The organism is Streptomyces sp. RKAG293 (assembly GCF_023701745.1).
Classification (GTDB): Bacteria; Actinomycetota; Actinomycetes; order Streptomycetales; family Streptomycetaceae; genus Actinacidiphila.
The window spans coordinates 1993511-2009465 of sequence record NZ_JAJOZB010000001.1 but is presented as its reverse complement, the minus strand read 5'-3'; the positions used below and the strand labels follow the sequence as shown (position 1 = coordinate 2009465).

At 72.9% G+C, this 15955-nt stretch carries 17 protein-coding genes; 12 read left to right on the top strand and 5 right to left on the bottom strand.

Going from position 1 to position 15955, the window contains the following annotated elements:
- Positions 1–68: 68 nt before the first annotated feature.
- The gene (locus LNW72_RS08730) at positions 69–1451 is read left to right on the top strand and encodes an FAD-dependent oxidoreductase (protein WP_250974884.1); all 1383 of its coding nucleotides are present in this window, start codon (positions 69–71) and stop codon (positions 1449–1451) included.
- A 48-nt stretch (positions 1452–1499) separates the two neighbouring features.
- Here the strand turns inward: LNW72_RS08730 and LNW72_RS08725 are convergent, their stop codons facing one another.
- Complete coding sequence (locus tag LNW72_RS08725; protein ID WP_374117184.1) at positions 1500–2474, bottom strand: hypothetical protein; 975 nt, start codon at positions 2472–2474, stop codon at positions 1500–1502.
- Between the two features lie 124 nt (positions 2475–2598).
- Between LNW72_RS08725 and LNW72_RS08720 the strand changes: the two genes are divergently transcribed.
- Both LNW72_RS08720 and LNW72_RS08715 read left to right on the top strand, forming a co-directional pair.
- Complete coding sequence (locus LNW72_RS08720) at positions 2599–2979, top strand: deoxyxylulose-5-phosphate synthase (RefSeq protein ID WP_250974883.1); 381 nt, start codon at positions 2599–2601, stop codon at positions 2977–2979.
- A gap of 38 nt (positions 2980–3017) precedes the next feature.
- Positions 3018–3329, top strand: coding sequence for a hypothetical protein (locus LNW72_RS08715; protein ID WP_250974882.1), 312 nt, complete (start codon positions 3018–3020; stop codon positions 3327–3329).
- Positions 3330–3362: 33 nt separating this feature from the next.
- Here the strand turns inward: LNW72_RS08715 and LNW72_RS08710 are convergent, their stop codons facing one another.
- Positions 3363–3857, bottom strand: coding sequence for a PadR family transcriptional regulator (locus LNW72_RS08710; protein ID WP_250980066.1), 495 nt, complete (start codon positions 3855–3857; stop codon positions 3363–3365).
- Here LNW72_RS08710 and LNW72_RS08705 point away from each other — a divergent pair.
- On the top strand, positions 3790–4449 hold the full coding sequence (locus tag LNW72_RS08705; RefSeq protein ID WP_374117183.1) for an alpha/beta fold hydrolase: 660 nt from the start codon (positions 3790–3792) through the stop codon (positions 4447–4449). The genes LNW72_RS08710 and LNW72_RS08705 overlap by 68 nt on opposite strands.
- Here LNW72_RS08705 and LNW72_RS08700 read toward each other — a convergent pair.
- Positions 4433–5032, bottom strand: coding sequence for a methyltransferase domain-containing protein (locus LNW72_RS08700; RefSeq protein WP_250974880.1), 600 nt, complete (start codon positions 5030–5032; stop codon positions 4433–4435). The two genes, LNW72_RS08705 and LNW72_RS08700, sit on opposite strands and share 17 nt — an antisense overlap.
- A gap of 13 nt (positions 5033–5045) precedes the next feature.
- Here LNW72_RS08700 and LNW72_RS08695 point away from each other — a divergent pair, with 13 nt between their 5' ends.
- The 8 genes from LNW72_RS08695 to LNW72_RS41155 all read left to right on the top strand — a co-directional run bounded on the left by LNW72_RS08695 (position 5046) and on the right by LNW72_RS41155 (position 12410).
- Entirely contained in the window at positions 5046–5381 is a 336-nt protein-coding gene (locus LNW72_RS08695) for a YnfA family protein (protein WP_250974879.1), read from the top strand.
- Positions 5382–5516: 135 nt separating this feature from the next.
- Positions 5517–6287, top strand: a complete 771-nt coding sequence (locus LNW72_RS08690; protein ID WP_250974878.1) for an MHYT domain-containing protein — start codon at positions 5517–5519, stop codon at positions 6285–6287.
- Positions 6288–6337: 50 nt separating this feature from the next.
- Entirely contained in the window at positions 6338–9184 is a 2847-nt protein-coding gene (locus LNW72_RS08685; RefSeq protein WP_374117403.1) for a nitrate- and nitrite sensing domain-containing protein, read from the top strand.
- Positions 9181–9600: a roadblock/LC7 domain-containing protein gene (locus LNW72_RS08680; protein ID WP_138353090.1), complete on the top strand. Its 420-nt coding sequence runs from the start codon at positions 9181–9183 to the stop codon at positions 9598–9600. The genes LNW72_RS08685 and LNW72_RS08680 overlap by 4 nt, the downstream gene beginning before the upstream one ends.
- 6 nt (positions 9601–9606) lie before the next feature.
- Complete coding sequence (locus LNW72_RS08675) at positions 9607–9990, top strand: DUF742 domain-containing protein (protein WP_250974877.1); 384 nt, start codon at positions 9607–9609, stop codon at positions 9988–9990.
- Positions 9971–10579 (top strand): ATP/GTP-binding protein, encoded by a 609-nt coding sequence (locus tag LNW72_RS08670; RefSeq protein ID WP_250974876.1) that lies wholly within the window; start codon positions 9971–9973, stop codon positions 10577–10579. The genes LNW72_RS08675 and LNW72_RS08670 overlap by 20 nt, the downstream gene beginning before the upstream one ends.
- Before the next feature lie 189 nt (positions 10580–10768).
- Positions 10769–11179 (top strand): roadblock/LC7 domain-containing protein, encoded by a 411-nt coding sequence (locus LNW72_RS08665; RefSeq protein ID WP_250974875.1) that lies wholly within the window; start codon positions 10769–10771, stop codon positions 11177–11179.
- Between the two features lie 127 nt (positions 11180–11306).
- Positions 11307–12410 carry a DUF6397 family protein gene (locus LNW72_RS41155; protein ID WP_285369444.1) on the top strand — a complete coding sequence of 368 codons (1104 nt, stop codon included), beginning with the start codon at positions 11307–11309 and terminating at the stop codon, positions 12408–12410.
- A 37-nt stretch (positions 12411–12447) separates the two neighbouring features.
- On the opposite strand, the gene LNW72_RS08655 is transcribed toward LNW72_RS41155, so the two are convergent.
- Both LNW72_RS08655 and LNW72_RS08650 read right to left on the bottom strand, forming a co-directional pair.
- On the bottom strand, positions 12448–13314 hold the full coding sequence (locus LNW72_RS08655) for an acyl-CoA thioesterase II (protein WP_138353095.1): 867 nt from the start codon (positions 13312–13314) through the stop codon (positions 12448–12450).
- Positions 13315–13339: 25 nt separating this feature from the next.
- A complete protein-coding gene (locus LNW72_RS08650; RefSeq protein ID WP_250974874.1) occupies positions 13340–15853 on the bottom strand; it encodes a DEAD/DEAH box helicase in 2514 nt (837 codons plus the stop codon).
- Positions 15854–15955 lie beyond the last annotated feature (102 nt).

Here is a 15955-nt window from a genome sequence, read left to right as displayed (position 1 = left end):
GCACCGTTGAGTGATCATGCGGTGGCGCGGGTCGCGGTGGCCGCGGGCTGACAAGGAGCGTGTGAGACATGGCGGAACGACTGGTCGTCATCGGCGGGGACGCGACAGGGATGTCGGCCGCCTCGCAGGCACGCCGGCGCCGGGGCCCCGACGACCTGGAGATCATCGCCTTCGAGCGCGGTCATCACACGTCCTACTCGGCCTGCGGCATCCCGTACTGGATCGGCGGCGAGGTCGACGGGGCGGACGCGCTGGTCGCGCGGACCGCCGCCGAGCACCGCGAGCGCGGGATCGACCTGCGGCTCGGCGCCGAGGCCGTCGGGATCGACCTCGACCGGCGGCGGGTGCGCACCCGGGAGGTGGCGGGCGGCGCCGAGTCCTGGACCGGGTTCGACCAGCTCGTCATCGCCACCGGCGCCGTCCCCACCCGGCCGCGGATTCCCGGCATCGACGCGGACGGGGTACACGGTGTGCAGACCCTGGACGACGGCGAGGCCGTGCTGCGCACCCTGGAACGCGGCGGCGCACGGCGGGCCGTGGTCGTCGGCGGCGGCTACATCGGCGTCGAGATGGCCGAGGCCATGATCCGCCGCGGCCTGGACGTCACCCTCGTCGACCGCGGTGAACAGCCGATGTCCACGCTCGACCCCGACATGGGCCGGCTCGTGCGCGAGGCGATGGAGGGCATGGGCATCGAGGTGGTCTCCGGCGCGGAGGTGCGCAAGGTGCTCACCGGGGACGACGGACGGGTGCGGGCCGTCGCGACCGGGGACGCCGAGTACCCGGCCGACGTGGTGGTGCTCGGGCTGGGCGTCCAGCCCAACACCGGGCTCGCCCGGGACGCGGGCCTCGCCCTCGGCGAGCACGGCGGGCTGCTCACCGACCTGGCGATGCGGGTGCGCGGCGCGGAGGGCGTCTGGTCCGGCGGCGACTGCGTCGAGGTCCTGAACCTGGTGTCCGGCACCCACCAGCACATCGCGCTCGGCACGCACGCCAACAAGCACGGACGGGTCATCGGCATCAACATCGGCGGCGGGTACGCCACCTTCCCCGGCGTCGTCGGTACCGCCGTCAGCAAGGTCTGCGACGTCGAGATCGCCCGCACGGGTCTGAAGGAGTCGCAGGCGCGCGCCGCGGGGCTGCGCTTCGTCACCGCCGTCATCGAGTCCAGCAGCCGGGCCGGTTACTACCCGGGAGCCGCGACCATGACGGTCAAGATGCTCGCCGAACTCCGCACGGGGCGGCTGCTCGGCCTGCAGATCGTCGGACGGGAGGGCGCGGCCAAGCGCGTCGACATCGGCGCCGTCGCCCTCACCGCCGGCATGACCGTCGACCAGATGACGGCGCTCGACCTCGGCTACGCGCCGCCGTTCTCCCCCGTCTGGGACCCGGTGCTGGTCGCGGCGCGCAAGGCCGCCGACAAGGTGGAGGCCGAACTGCGGGGGCACTGAGACACCGGAACATCGATATGTCGACTCCGGTGGGGCGGTTCCGGGCGCTCAGACGGGCCGGGCGGCCAGCCGGTCCAGTGCTTCCAGCAGGGCCGGCAGCGCCGGGCCGCGGCGGACCGGGTGGACCTCGCCCGGTTCGTCGTCGAGGAGCACGAACGCCATGTCGTCGGTCCGCGCCACCAGGCTCCAGCCGGGACCGTCCGCACGTACCGCTCCATGCGCCGCCCGGACCCGTCCGGGCGGCGGCGGTGAGCTGAGGTACGCCTCCGCGCTCTCCAGCGCCCGGCGCACGCCCGCATGGTGCACGGCCACGGTCCCGGAGGCGTCGTTCCCGGCCGCGTCGTCCGGGGCGTCCGCCTCGTCCGCGGCGTCCTCGTCGGCGGTGGCGTCGCCCGGAGTTGCCTCGTCGGAATCGGCCTCGTCCGTACGGGCTCCGTCCGTGGGAGCGTCGGGATCGGGCGCTCCGTCCTCGGTCGCCGGAGCGTCCTCGGTCGCTGCTTCGTCCCCGGCCGCCGCTTCGTCGACGGCGTCATCGGTGAGCTGTTCGCGCCAGGCCCACCACCGCAGAGCGATCTCGTCCGCGCCCAGCCGTCGTTGCGCCCCGCCCCAGGTCTCCAGGTCGGGCGGTGCCAGCGGCGGACGGCCGCCCTCCTCCTCCGACGGATCGTGCGGATCGGGTACACCCGGCGCGGCCACCGCGACCGGCAGCGGCCAGCCCGGCAGGGCCGCGGCAACGTAGCGCTCGTCGGGGGAGAGGTCGTACTCCAGCCCGCAGTCCCAGGCCGCCAGCGCGCACGCGACCAGGGCCGTGTCGGTGATCGCGACGGTCCACCGGGCGCCGCCGCCGTCCTGTCCGAAGAGCAGACCGTAACCGTCCCTGGCGGGCTCCAGACCCAGCGCCTCGCAGGCCTGCGGGTAGTCGTCGGCGAGCACGCTCGGGAACTGCGCCGGCGTCAGCATCGCCGCCGTGAGCACGAACAACGCGTCGTCGTCCTGCTGCGTGTAGTCGTCCGTATCGGTCACGGGGCCCCTCCCTCTCTTCGGTCCGCGCACCTTAACCAGCGGGTAACGTCCGCGTCGATAGCGGGGCCCGACCGGAGGAAAAACCGCTCGGAACGGAGGCACCGCGGCCCTTACCCTGCGGGGTATGGGTGTCCACCGCACGCACTACGTCTGCCTCCCGTGCCGCGCCTCCTACAAGCAGGAGTACGGGCCGGAGCGGGCCCGGCGCTGCCCCCGCTGCGCGGCCGGGCTGATCCACGCGGGTTCCGCTTTCGCGGCGCCCCGCCGGAGCGACGCCCCGGCATGGCGGGTGCTCACCGTGCTGCTCACCGCGGGCGTCGGGTTCCACAAGTCCTGCTGCGGCGGTCCCGGCTTCCGCCCGCGGACCCTGCGCGAGGTGCGCGAAAACCTGGCGTACGCGGCCGCCACCGGGGAACCCGTCGCGCGCGCCCTGACCGGCTACCGCCTCTCCATCGCCGACCGCCGTCCGGGCAAGCCGGGTTCCCGCCCCCTGAAGCGGAGATAACCCAGGGGAGAGCGCGAACTCGGCGACAGGGAGAGGTGATGGGCATGCCCGGCCTGCTGCACAGGATCGGAGACGTGTTCAGACTGCCGGTGCGAGCACCCGACCCGGCGGGTCCCGGGGACCGGGCCCCGCTGGAGCACAACCTGTTCGACGCGGCCGCGACCTACGTGGTGGCCTGCATCGCCGACGACCAGGACCGGATCGACGAGGCCGCGGGCCGAGTCGCCCCCGACGCCCTGATGTTCGGAGTCAACGAGCTCGCGCAGCGCGCGGTGCTGACGCTGGCCCGGGAACACGGAACCGAGCCGGAAACCATGGCGCGCACCTTGCTCGGCCTGCCCGCCGCGTAGCGCCTGTCCGGCCGAGCTCCGGGGCCGTTGCCGCTACTTCGCGTCCGGATCGTCGCCGAGCTCCTTCAACGTGCCGCGCAGCCAGTCCAGTTCGGCGCGGCTGGTGGCGCGGGCGATGGTGAGGACGCCCCTGCGGTAGAGATCGTCGAGCTCCTCGGCGCGGACCGGCCGGTCGCCGTCGTAGAAGAAGCTGGCGGGCTGCTCCAGGAAGGCGAGCCGGCGGCGGAGCACCGCGGCCTCCTGGCGGGCGTCGCCGAGGTGGCGCAGGAACGCGAGGAGGGTGAACCAGCGGTTCTCGTCGCTCAGATCGAGCTCCGCGGGCTCGGCCAGCCGCCGCCGCAGTTCGGTGCGGCCCTCGGCGGTGAGGGTGAGGACATGGCGGGGAGCGGCGACCGCGCCGGGCTGTGTCTCCCGCCGGAGCCAGTCCGCCTTCTCCAGTCGCTTGATCGCCGGATACAGGGTGCTCTCGGCGACGGGCTTGACGTGGCCGGTGAGGGCGGCGATGCGTTTGCGCGGATTCGGGATCAGCGACCGGCCCGCGGACTTCGGCTACTCGCTGGAGGAGCATGCCGACGCGGTCGCCGCGGTCCTGGAAGCGGCCGGCGTGAACGGCGCCGAGGTCGTCGGGCACAGCATGGGCGGCGCGGTCGCGATCGTTCTGGCGCACCGCCGCCCGGACCTGGTGGCCCGGCTGGTGCTCGCCGAGGCCAACCTCGACCCGAACCCGCCGGCCGGAGCCGACAGCAGCCGTATCGCGCGGTACGGGGAGCGGGAGTTCGTGGAAGGCGGTGGATTCGCCGCCGTGCTGGAGCGGGTGGGCCCGATCTGGGGGGCCACGATGCGGCTCGCCGACCCGGTGGCGCTGTACCGCACCGCCACCCGGCTGGCGCGGGGCACCGAACCCACCATGCGGACGATGCTGCTGGCGATGGACATTCCCCGCATCTTCCTGGTGGGGGAGTTGAGCCCGGACGTCGACGGCCGGACGGAACTGGTGGCGGCGGGTGTCGACGTCGAGACGGTGCCGGACGCCGGTCACAACATGATGTTCGACAACCCCGGGGCGTTCGCCGCCGTGATCGCCGGGGCCGGTTCGGCAGCGGTCAGTTCAGCCGCGTAGCCACGGACAGGTACCGGTCCTCGGAGTCGTCGTACACCGTCAGCTCCCAGCCCGCGTCGGTCAGCAGCCGGGGGAGGTTGGGCTTCGCGCGGACGTCGTCCTCGTGCAGCTCATGGCCGCGCCGGGCGGCGAGCGCGGCGCGGCCGATCGGGTGGAAGAGCGCGAGCCGGCCGCCGGGCCGGGTGACGCGGGCGAACTCGCGCAGCCCGGCCGCCGCGTTCGGCAGATGGTGCAGCAGCCCGGCGGCGAAGACGGCGTCCAAGCAGGCGTCGCGCAGCGGCAGCCGGGCGCTGTCCGCCTCGATGAGCGAGCCGGCGCGGTGGCGGCCGAGCGCGGTCGCCTCGTGCAGCATCTCCGGGGTCAGATCGGCGCCGACGACGGTGCCCGCCGGGCCGACGGCGGCTCGCAGCGGGGGCAGCGCGCGGCCGGTTCCGCAGCCCACGTCGAGGGCCGACTGGCCGGGCCGCAGGCCCAGTTCCGCGACGGCCGCCGCGTAGGCGGGACTGTCGTCGGGGAAGCGCTTCTCCCAGCCCACGGCCTTGGCGGCGAAGAATTCGCGGACTCGTTCACGTTCGGTCTCCATGCATCATGTTCGCATGATCACGCTGCGTTCCGCCGCTCTGTTCGTCCTTGCCGCGCTGCTGGAGATCGGCGGTGCCTGGCTGATCTGGCAGGGCATCCGTGAGCACCGCGGCTGGGCCTGGATGGGGGCGGGAGTGGTGGCCCTCGGGTGCTACGGGTTCGTTGCGACCCTGCAGCCGGACGCCGAGTTCGGACGGATTCTGGCCGCGTACGGCGGTGTGTTCGTCGCCGGTTCGCTCGTGTGGGGGATGGTGGCGGACGGCTACCGGCCCGACCGGTTCGATGTGGTGGGGGCGGTGGTCTGCCTGGTGGGGGTGGGCGTGATCATGTATGCGCCACGCAGTGGCTGAAACGTCCCGCCTGCGCGCATGTTCGAGCGTTGCGCGATCGTTCGGGGCCGGATCAGCGTACGAGACTGTCAATATCCGCCGGGTTCCGAACTGCCCGGAGGGCTGCGAACACCACGGGTCTAGCGTCCCGGACCCATGGGACACATGGACCAAGCCGGCTTCGGCTGGCTGACCCCGACGCTGTCGTACGTGATGGCCTGCGTGGGCTCGACGCTCGGCCTGCGCTGCACCGTACGGGCGCTCGGCGCGACCGGCCGCTCCCGGCGCAACTGGCTGCTGACCGCGGCCAGCGCGCTCGGCACCGGCATCTGGACGATGCACTTCGTCGCGATGCTCGGCTTCCGGGTCTCCGGCACCGAGATCCGCTACAATGTGCCGCTGACCGTCCTGAGCCTGCTGATCGCCGTCGCCGTCGTGGGCGTCGGCGTGTTCATCGTCGGCTACGGGCGGGGCCGCATCCGATCCCTGCTGGCGGGGGGCCTGGCGACCGGACTCGGCGTCGCCGCCATGCACTACGTCGGGATGGCGGCCCTGCGGCTGCACGGCGCCATCTCCTACGACCCCGTGCGCGTCATGCTGTCCGTACTCATCGCGCTGGCCGCCGCCACCGCCGCGCTGTACGCGGCGCTGACGGTCCACCGGCCGGTCGTGGTGGCCGGGGCGTCGCTGGTGATGGGCGCGGCGGTGAGCAGCATGCACTACACAGGGATGTTCGCCGTGCGGGTGACGGTCCGTCCGTCGTCCGAGGTGCTGCCGGGCGCGAGTGCCACCGCGTTCCTCTTCCCCCTGGTGGTCGGCCTGGGCTCGTACCTCTTCCTGACGTCGGCCTTCGTCGCGCTCTCCCCGAGCGCCCGTGAACGCGCCGCCTCCGCGTCCGCCCAGTCGCTGCACGAGGGTGCGGCGTGAGCGCTCCGCGCGGCCGCCGCGCGCACGCCGGACCGCCCGCCGACGAGCGGATGTCACCGCTGGCACTGGCCGCGGGCGCACCCAGGGCGACGGGTCCCGGGGGTGCGGACGTTCCGCCGCGGACGGATGCGGATCCGGAGGGGCCCGGCGGGGCGAAGACGCCTGCCGGGTCGAACGTTTCCGCCGGGTCGAACGCTTCCGCTGGAGCGAACGTTTCTGCCGGGACCGGTGGTCCGCGATGGCCGGGTGCACGGCCGCCGGGTCGGTCGAGGTTCGTCCCGGGGCTGGTGCTGCGGCCCAGGACGGTGCGGGCGAAGATCGTCTCCATCCTCATGGTGCCCGTCGTGTCGCTGATGGCCCTGTGGGCCTTCGCCGCCGTCAACGCGGCCCAGGACATCTCCGGCCGGCTGCGCACCCAGCAGGTCGAGAAGGAGGTCAGCGGTCCCGTCGCCGCCTCCGTCACCGCCCTGCAGGCCGAACGCCGCGCCGCCGCCCTGTACCTGGCCGCCCCGACCGCCGCCCGCGCGGCGCAGCTCGACAGCGCCGCCGCCACCACCGACCGGGCGGCCGGCGCGCTGCGGCAGGGGAGCAGCCACACGATCGCCGACGGCATCGGGCTGCCGTCCGGCGTCGCGCCCCGGCTGCGGACGTTCATCGACGGCGTGTCCGGGCTGCGCGCGCTGCGTGCGCGGGTCACGGCCCGCACCGCCGGCTGGGACGAGACGTACCGCGGCTACTGCGACGCGATCGAGAACGCCTTCTCCGCCATCGGCGTACTGACCGCCGGCCCCGACCCCGTCCTGACCTCCGGCAGCCGCGTCGCCCTGGAGTTCGGGCGGGCGGGCGAGATGCTGGCCCGTGAGGACGCCCTGATCTCCGTCGCGGAACTCACCGGCACCCTGGACGGCCCGCGCTACCGCGACTTCACCGGCGCCGTACAAACCCGGCGGCTGTTGCTCGATGCCTCGGCCGGTGACCTGGGGGGCGGCAGCCACGCGTCCTGGCAGAAGCTGAGCGGCTCCGCACCGTACAGCGCCCTGCTCGGCCTGGAGGACGGGGTGCTGCGCGCCGACCCGGGGCCGCACGCCGCGGCCGCCGCGCCCGCGGACACCTGGACGGCTGCCTCCGGCCCGGTCATCGGCGGCCTGCGCGCCATCGACATTCCGGCGGGCGGCGCGGCCGCCGCCTCGTCCGGCACCGACCCGGTCATCGGGGGGCTGGCCAGCACCTCCGGCGCGGCGGTGCTGCTCGGCCTGCTCGCCGTCATCGTCTCGCTGATCGTCTCGGTGCGGATCGGGCGCGCCCTGGTCACCGAACTCGTCGAACTGCGCAACACCGCGCTGGAACTCGCCCGCCGCAAAATGCCGTCCGCCATGCGCCGGCTGCGCGCGGGCGAGGAGATCGACCTGGACGCCGAGGCGCCGCAGGGCACCCATGGCGCGGACGAGATCGGCCAGGTCGGCGAGGCGCTGCGCACCGTCCACCGTGCCGCGCTCACCGCCGCCGTCGAACGCGCCGAGCTGCTCAGCGGCGTCACGGGGGTCTTCGTCAACCTCGCGCGCCGCAGTCAGGTCCTCGTCCACCGCCAACTCGCCCTGCTGGACGGCATGGAGCGGCGTACGGAGGACCCCGGCGAGCTCGAGGACCTGTTCCGGCTCGACCACCTCACCACCCGCATGCGCCGGCACGCGGAAGGACTGATCATCCTGTCCGGCGCCGCCCCTGGCCGGGCCTGGCGCCGGCCGGTGCCCCTGCAGAACGTGGTGCGGGCCGCGGTCGCCGAGGTGGAGGACTACGCCCGCGTCGAGGTGCGGCGGCTGCCGCAGGCCGCCGTCGTCGGCGGCGCGGTCGCCGACCTCACCCACCTGATCGCCGAACTCGTCGAGAACGCCACCCAGTTCTCGCCGCCGCACACCAAGGTGCGGATCAGTGGCGAACAGGTCGGCAACGGCTATGTGCTGGAGGTCGAGGACCGCGGCCTGGGCATGGGCGGCGGGGCGCTCGACGAGGCCAACCGGCGGATCGCCCGCGCCCAGGCGCTGGACCTGTTCGACAGCGACCGGCTCGGGCTGTTCGTGGTCAGCAGGCTCGCCGCCCGGCACGACGTCAGGGTCTCGCTGCGGCCGTCCCCGTACGGCGGGACGACGGCCGTCGTGCTGCTGCCCACCGCGCTCATCGAGCGCTACGTCCCCGACCCGGCCCCCGCCCGCCGCGCCGCCGAGCGCAACCGCGCCCAGCGCGCCCACCGCGAGGACCCGGTCGTGGTCCGGCCGCTTCCGTCGCGGGGCGGAGGGGAGTTGGGGCGTGGTGCGGAGCCGGGGCCGGGGCACGGAGCGGAGTTGCGGAACGGATCGGAGTCGCGGAACGGCAGGGCGTTGGGGAACGGTCGAGCTTCTGGGAACGGCGACGGGTTGGGGAACGGTCGAGCTTCTGGGGACGGCGACGGGTTGGGGTCAGGGAACGGCAACGAGCGGGAGCGGCAGCACGGCTCGCCGGAACCGGTCGTGGTCCGCGGGTCAGCCACCTCGTCCGCGCATCCGCCGCCGGGTTGGTCGGCTTCGTCGGCTTCGCCGGGTTCGCCGGGTCAGGACGGCCCGGCCGGTCCTGCCGCACCGGCCGCCCCCGTGGGCCCGGCGGCGAACGGCACCGCGCGCGGCGACGACGATCTGCCCCGTCGGGTACGGAAGGCGAACCTCGCTCCGCAACTCCTGGAGCGGCCCGCTCCGGAACGGGACGGGCCTGCGCCGGGCAACGGGCCGGACGGTGAGTCGGAGGACGCGGGCGGGCGTACTCCTGAGCAGATCCGCGCCACCATGACCGCGTACCGCAGCGGTTGGGCGCGCGGCGGTGGCCGTCCGGCCGGCCGCCCGGCGTCGAACGAGGGAGACCCGGCATGATCGAGGCGAACCGGTCCGGCCGGCTGGACTGGCTGCTGGACGAGCTGACGGACCGGGCGGCCGGGGTGCGGCACGCGGTGGTCCTGTCCAACGACGGTCTGGCGGTGGGCGCTTCACGGGCACTGAGCCGCGAGGACGCCGAGCACCTGGCGGCGGTCGCGTCCGGCTTCCACAGTCTCGCCAAGGGCGCCGGCCGGCACTTCGCCGCCGGGGACGTACGGCAGACCATGGTCGAACTGGACGGCGGGTTCCTCTTCGTGGCCGCCGCGGGCGAGGGGTCGTGCCTCGCGGTCTTCGCGACCGCCGGGGCCGATGTCGGGCTGGTCGCCTATGAGATGGCCCGGCTCGTCAAACAGGTCGGCGAGCACCTGCGGACGCCCGCCCGGCCGGACTCCGACACCACGGCAGGCGGCTGAGCGCGGATGGACGGCCGCTGGTACGACGACGAGGCGGGCCCGATGGTCCGCCCCTACGCCCTGACCGGCGGCCGGACCCGGGGAGACGGCGGCAGCGCGCATCTCGATCTGATCGCGCAGGTCGTCGCGGAACCGGGCGCGGAGCCCGGCGCCGCCGGCGACCCGGCCCTGGCCCCGGAACACGGCACGATCCTCGCCCTGTGCCGGACCGATCCACTGTCGGTCGCGGAGATCGCGGCCGACTCCGACCTGCCCGTGGGCGTCGTACGCGTCCTGTTGGGCGACCTGCTGACGCTGGGGTGGGTCCGGGTGCGCCGGCCGGTGGCGCCCGCCGAACTTCCCGGCGAACACATTCTGCGAGAGGTGATCGATGGACTTCGGGCGCTCTGAACAACCGGACAGGCGTGACGAGCCCGCGCTGGCGTTGAAGATACTGGTCGCGGGCGGCTTCGGGGTCGGCAAGACCACCCTGGTGGGAGCCGTCAGCGAGATCCGGCCGCTGCGTACCGAGGAATCGCTCAGCGAGGCGGGCCGGGGCGTCGACGACACCGGCGGGGTGGAACGCAAGACCACCACCACGGTCGCCATGGACTTCGGGCGGATCACGATCCGGGCCGGGCTCTCGCTCTATCTCTTCGGCACCCCCGGGCAGGATCGTTTCTGGTTTCTGTGGGACGAGCTGTCCCACGGCGCGCTGGGCGCCGTCGTCCTGGCCGACACCCGCCGGCTGGAGGACTGCTTCCCCGCGGTCGACTTCTTCGAGCACCGCGGCATCCCCTTCGCGGTCGGCGTCAACTGCTTCTCCGGCGCGCGCTCCTACCGGCCGGAGGACGTCTCACGGGCCCTGGACCTGACGGAAGGGACGCCGGTCGTGCTGTGCGACGCGCGGGACCGTGAATCCGGCAAGGACGTGCTCATCGCCCTGGTCGAGCACGCCGAACGGATGCACGCCGAGCGTCAGCTGCGACGGGTCGGCTGACGGGGGGTGCCGGCGAGGGCTGCGAGGAGGCTATGGGGGCTTGGGGGCTATGGGGCTACAGGGGTGGGCCGGCCACTCCCGGTGGGCCCCGCTGCCCGATACCGATTGCCGCTCGTGACCCGATGGGGACTTGCCGTAGCGCGCTGTTCAGGACAGTCTCGTACCGCAGTCGATACGGGGAGGCCGGGAATGACGGTGGGCAATGGACTCGCTTGGCTGTTGGACGACCTGACAGAGCGGGTACCGCATGTGCAGCACGCGCTCGTACTGTCCAACGACGGCCTGGTGACCGGGGCCAGCGGCAGTCTTGACCGGCCGACGGCCGAGCATCTTGCGGCCGTTTCGTCCGGGTTCCACAGCCTTGCGAAGGGCGCCGGCCGGCAGTTCCGGGTCGGCGGAGTGCGCCAGACGATGGTGGAGTTCGACGAGGGCTACCTCTTCGTGACCGCGGCCGGCGACGGCAGTTGTCTGTCGGTGCTGAGCGGTATGGAGGCCGACGTCGGGCAGGTCGCCTATGAGATGACGCTGCTCGTGCACCGGGTGGGCGAGCACCTCGGGGTCGCGCCCCGGCAGCCGGGGATAACTCCTTCCGGAGGGTGAGCCGGCGGCTCGGCGGCCCGGCGATGTGGTGCGCCGGTAGCGGTGGAGTTATCCACAGGCCACATGGGTGGGTCATCGGGCTGCGCTAGATTCGTCACTGTCAGTAGTCGAGGCGGTGGGGGAAGTCATGGTGGTACGGGAGTCACTCGCGGTCGCGGTCGGAGTCGGGGTCGGGGTCGGGGTCGCAGCCGCGGTCGGCAAGGAATCACCCACGGGTGAGGCGCCGGCGGGCGAAGCGCTCGGGATGAACCGGGCCAGGGAAGAACTGGAACTGGAAACGGGAGAGTTCGAGCTCGCCGTCCAGCTCGGCGAGGTCCGGGCCGTAGCGGCCGGGCCGGGCCGCAGGCGCGTCCTGCGCGACGAGGTCGACCGGCTGCGAGCGGCCGAGGGCTTCCCGCAGGCGCTGCGCGACCGGCTGCGCGTGGTCGGCAGCGGCGATGGAGCGGAGCTCATCGGGGTCAGCCGCGACCGTTTCGTCAAGCTGGCGAAGGGCGGCTTCATCCGGCCGGTCCGCTGGTACGTCAACCGCTACCGGGCCGTCGTCTGGATGTATCTGGCCGACGAGATCGGGCAGTACGCCCGGGATCATCCCGAAGCGCTGCACGGCAGGCTGCCGGTAACGCTGCGTGGCGCCCTGGACGACGGCGTGGACCACCGGGCACGTGGCTGGCGGGCCCGCCGGGCCGGGCAGTTGGTGCGGGACGCGGCCGACGCCTGGGAGGCGGCGGCGGTCTGGGCGGCGCTGCTCGGCACCGACGGCGCGGCGGAGGTGGTGCCGGATCTGTACGAACGGGCTTATCTGCGCAGGTTGCGGTCCGGCCTGCCACCGGGCCGGCCCGGTGAGTTCGCCTCCCGTGAACTGATCGACGCGGCGGTCACCGCGGACCATCCGGACGAGATCGCCCTGGCCCGGCTCTCCCTGGCCGAGGCCCTCGACCGCGCCCGACAGGCCCGCCCGGCCCCCCGCCCGGCCACACACCCAGCCCCCGCGGCGGAGCGGGAGCCACGACCGGCGGCCCCTGCGGTGGAACCGGAACCGGAACCGGAGCCGGATCCGGGGTCGGGGTCGGGGCATGAGCCGGGGCACGAACCGCGGCCGCGGGCGGAACATGCGCCGGAGCCGTGCTCCGAGCGTGAGCCGGAGCCGCGCCCGCGCCGGGGCTGGCGGTTGCAGCGGCCCGGGGACAGCGCGGGGACCCGCCGCCGCAAGAAGCTGTTCCGGCGTACCTGAACGGCGGCGCCGGCCGCCGCCGCAGCTTGGGTGCCGGTCAGCCGCCGATCTTGCGGAAGAGCCCTTCCTGCATCACGGAGACCAGCAGCCGGCCCGAGCGGTCGTAGATCTGGCCACGGGCCAGGCCGCGGGCGCCGGTCGCGATCGGGGACTCCTGCTCGTAGAGGAACCACTCGTCGGTGCGGAAGGGGCGGTGGAACCACATCGCGTGGTCGAGGGAGGCCATGTCGAAGCCGCGGGGGCCCCACAGCGGTTCGACCGGTACCCGCACCGCGTCGAGCAGCATCATGTCGCTCGCATACGTGAGCGCGCAGGTGTGCACCAGCGGATCGTCGCCCAGCGGTCCCACCGCGCGCATCCACACCGCGCTGCGCGGCTCGGCGCCCTCGATCTCCTCGGGCGTCCAGCGCAACCGCTCGACGTAACGGATGTCGAACGGCTGGCGGCGGGCCATCCGCTCCAGCGACTCGGGCAGTACCCCCAAGTGCTCGCGCAGCTCGTCGCCCAGCTTCGGCAGGCTCTCGGGCTCGGGCACATCCGGCATCGGGATCTGGTGCTCGAACCCCGGTTCCGGCTGATGGAAGGAGGCGGTCAGATTGAAGATCGTGCGACCCTGCTGGATCGCCACCACCCGACGGGTGGTGAACGACCGGCCGTCACGCACCCGTTCGACCTGGTACACGATCGGCACGCCCGGGCGGCCGGGCCGCAGGAAGTACGCGTGCAGCGAGTGCACCGGCCGCTCGCCGTCCGTGGTGCGGCCGGCCGCGACCAGCGCCTGGCCCGCGACCTGCCCGCCGAACACCCGCTGCAGCCGCTCCTCGGGGCTGCGGCCGCGGAAGATGTTCTCCTCGATCCGCTCCAGGTCGAGCAGATCCACCAGCCGCTCGGCGGGGTTGGTCATCGGAACTCCCTCGTGTCGTGCCCGGTCACAGCTCGCCGACGGTCGTCACACGGATGATCGCCCGGCCCTCTTCGTCGGAGGCTGCCAGATCGACCTCGGCGGAGATACCCCAGCCATGATCGCCGTTGGGGTCCGCGAACGTCTGGCGGACCCGCCAGAGCGAGTGCTCCGGCTGCTCCTCGATCTGCAGCAGCTTCGGGCCGCGGGCGTCGGGACCGGTGCCCAGGTCGTCGTACTCGTCCCAGTACGCGTCCATCGCCTCCGCCCACGCGTCGGCGTCCCAGCCCGACTCGGCGTCCAGTTCGGCCAGCACGTTGTACTTCTCCAGCGCCGCCAGCTCCACCCGGCGGAACATGGCGTTGCGCACCAGCACCCGGAAGGCACGGGCGTTGGCGGTGACCGGCTTGACCTGGTCGGCCCGTTCTGCGGCCTGTTCTGCCGTCTCGACCTCGGGGTTGGCGAGCTGCTCCCACTCGTCCAGCAGGCTGGAGTCGACCTGGCGCACCAGTTCGCCGAGCCACGCGGTCAGGTCCTGGAGGTCCTCGGACTTCAGGTCGTCCGGGACGGTGTGTTCCAGCGCCTTGTACGCCCCCGCCAGGTAGCGCAGCACGATCCCCTCGGTGCGGGCCAGTTCGTAGTGCGAGGTGAACTCGGAGAACGTCATGGCGCGCTCGTACATGTCGCGCACGATCGACTTGGGGGACAGCGGGTGGTCACCGACCCAGGGGTGGCTCTGCCGGTAGATGCCGTAGGCGTGGGAGAGCAGTTCCTCCAGCGGCTTGGGGTACGTGACCTCCTGCAGCCGCTCCATCCGCTCCTCGTACTCGACCCCGTCGGCCTTCATCAGCCCGATCGCCTCACCGCGCGCCTTGTTCTGCTGCGCGGCCAGGATCTGGCGGGGGTCGTCGAGCGTGGACTCGACGACGGAGACCATGTCCAGGGCGTACGACGGCGACTCCTTGTCGAGCAGCTCGAAGGAGGCCAGCGCGAACGTGGACAGCGGCTGGTTCAGCGCGAAGTCCGACTGGAGGTCGACGGTGAGCCGGACGATGCGGCCCTCCGCGTCCGGCTCGGCCAGCCGCTCCACGACGCCGCCCGCCTCGAGGGAACGGTAGATGGCGATGGCCCGCCGGATGTGCCGCAGCTGGTTGCGCCGCGACTCGTGGTTGTCCTCCAGCAGGTGCCGCATCGCCTCGAAGGCGTTGCCCGGCCGGGCGATCACCGACAGCAGCATGGTGTGGGTGACCCGGAAGCGGGAGGTGAGCGGCTCGGGGTCGGAGGCGATCAGCTTCTCGAAGGTCGCGTCGGACCAGTTGACGAAGCCCTCCGGTGCCTTCTTGCGGACCACCTTGCGGAGCTTCTTCGGGTCGTCCCCGGCCTTGGCGACGGCCTTCTTGTTCTCGATGACGTGCTCGGGCGCCTGCGCGACGACGAAGCCCGCGGTGTCGAACCCGGCGCGGCCGGCCCGCCCGGCGATCTGGTGGAACTCCCGGGCCCGCAGGGTGCGGACCCGTGTGCCGTCGTACTTCGTCAGGGCGGTGAACAGCACGGTCCTGATCGGCACGTTGACGCCGACACCGAGGGTGTCCGTACCGCAGATGACCTTCAGCAGGCCCGCCTGCGCGAGCTTCTCCACCAGCCGCCGGTACTTCGGCAGCATGCCGGCGTGGTGCACGCCGATGCCGTGCCGGACGAACCGGGAGAGGTTACGGCCGAAGGTGGTGGTGAAGCGGAAACCGCCGATCAGGTCGGCGATGGCGTCCTTCTCGGCGCGGGTGCACATGTTGATGCTCATCAGCGCCTGCGCCCGCTCGACGGCCGCCGCCTGGGTGAAGTGCACGATGTAGACGGGCGACTGCCGGGTCTCCAGCAGTTCCGTCAGCGTCTCCGTCAGTGGTGTCGTCACGTACTCGTAGGAGAGCGGCACCGGCCGGGTCACGGAGCGCACGACGGTCGTCGGGCGTCCCGTGCGGCGGGTGAGGTCCTCCTCGAAGCGGGACATGTCGCCGAGGGTCGCGGACATCAGCACGAACTGGGCCTGCGGCAGCTCCAGCAGCGGGATCTGCCAGGCCCAGCCGCGGTCCGGCTCCGCGTAGAAGTGGAACTCGTCCATGACGACCTGGCCGACATCGGCGTTCCGGCCGTCGCGCAGCGCTATCGAGGCGAGCACCTCGGCCGTGCAGCAGATGACCGGTGCGTCCGAGTTCACCGAGGCGTCGCCGGTCAGCATGCCGACGTTCTCGGTGCCGAAGAGCTTGCAGAGGTCGAAGAACTTCTCCGACACCAGCGCCTTGATCGGAGCGGTGTAGAAGGTGACCTGGTCCTTCGCCAGCGCGGCGAAGTGCGCCCCCGCCGCTACCAGGCTCTTCCCGGAGCCGGTGGGCGTCGACAGGATCACGTTCGCCCCGGAGACGACCTCGATCAGCGCCTCCTCCTGAGCGGGGTAGAGCGTGATGCCCTGGCTCTCCGCCCAGGTCGAGAAGGCTTCGTACAGGGCATCGGGGTCGGCCTCGGGAGGCAGCTGATCAATGAGGGTCACCCCACCATCTTGCCTGGCTTCGGGCCCCGCGGCGGAACCGGCGGTATTACGGAAGATCGCCAACGGTATGGTGTGCCGTCGACTGGGCGTCAACTCCGCCTG

Excerpts from the sequence above, each read along its gene's own strand:
- LNW72_RS08730 (WP_250974884.1), top strand. The coding sequence starts at position 69 with ATGGCGGAACGACTGGTCGTCATCGGCGGGGACGCGACAGGGATGTCG.
- LNW72_RS08720 (WP_250974883.1), top strand. The coding sequence starts at position 2,599 with ATGGGTGTCCACCGCACGCACTACGTCTGCCTCCCGTGCCGCGCCTCC.
- LNW72_RS08715 (WP_250974882.1), top strand. The coding sequence starts at position 3,018 with ATGGGCATGCCCGGCCTGCTGCACAGGATCGGAGACGTGTTCAGACTG.
- LNW72_RS08700 (WP_250974880.1), bottom strand. The coding sequence starts at position 5,032 with ATGGAGACCGAACGTGAACGAGTCCGCGAATTCTTCGCCGCCAAGGCC.
- LNW72_RS08695 (WP_250974879.1), top strand. The coding sequence starts at position 5,046 with ATGATCACGCTGCGTTCCGCCGCTCTGTTCGTCCTTGCCGCGCTGCTG.
- LNW72_RS08690 (WP_250974878.1), top strand. The coding sequence starts at position 5,517 with ATGGGACACATGGACCAAGCCGGCTTCGGCTGGCTGACCCCGACGCTG.
- LNW72_RS08685 (WP_374117403.1), top strand. The coding sequence starts at position 6,338 with ATGTCACCGCTGGCACTGGCCGCGGGCGCACCCAGGGCGACGGGTCCC.
- LNW72_RS08680 (WP_138353090.1), top strand. The coding sequence starts at position 9,181 with ATGATCGAGGCGAACCGGTCCGGCCGGCTGGACTGGCTGCTGGACGAG.
- LNW72_RS08675 (WP_250974877.1), top strand. The coding sequence starts at position 9,607 with ATGGACGGCCGCTGGTACGACGACGAGGCGGGCCCGATGGTCCGCCCC.
- LNW72_RS08670 (WP_250974876.1), top strand. The coding sequence starts at position 9,971 with ATGGACTTCGGGCGCTCTGAACAACCGGACAGGCGTGACGAGCCCGCG.
- LNW72_RS08665 (WP_250974875.1), top strand. The coding sequence starts at position 10,769 with ATGACGGTGGGCAATGGACTCGCTTGGCTGTTGGACGACCTGACAGAG.
- LNW72_RS41155 (WP_285369444.1), top strand. The coding sequence starts at position 11,307 with ATGGTGGTACGGGAGTCACTCGCGGTCGCGGTCGGAGTCGGGGTCGGG.
- LNW72_RS08655 (WP_138353095.1), bottom strand. The coding sequence starts at position 13,314 with ATGACCAACCCCGCCGAGCGGCTGGTGGATCTGCTCGACCTGGAGCGG.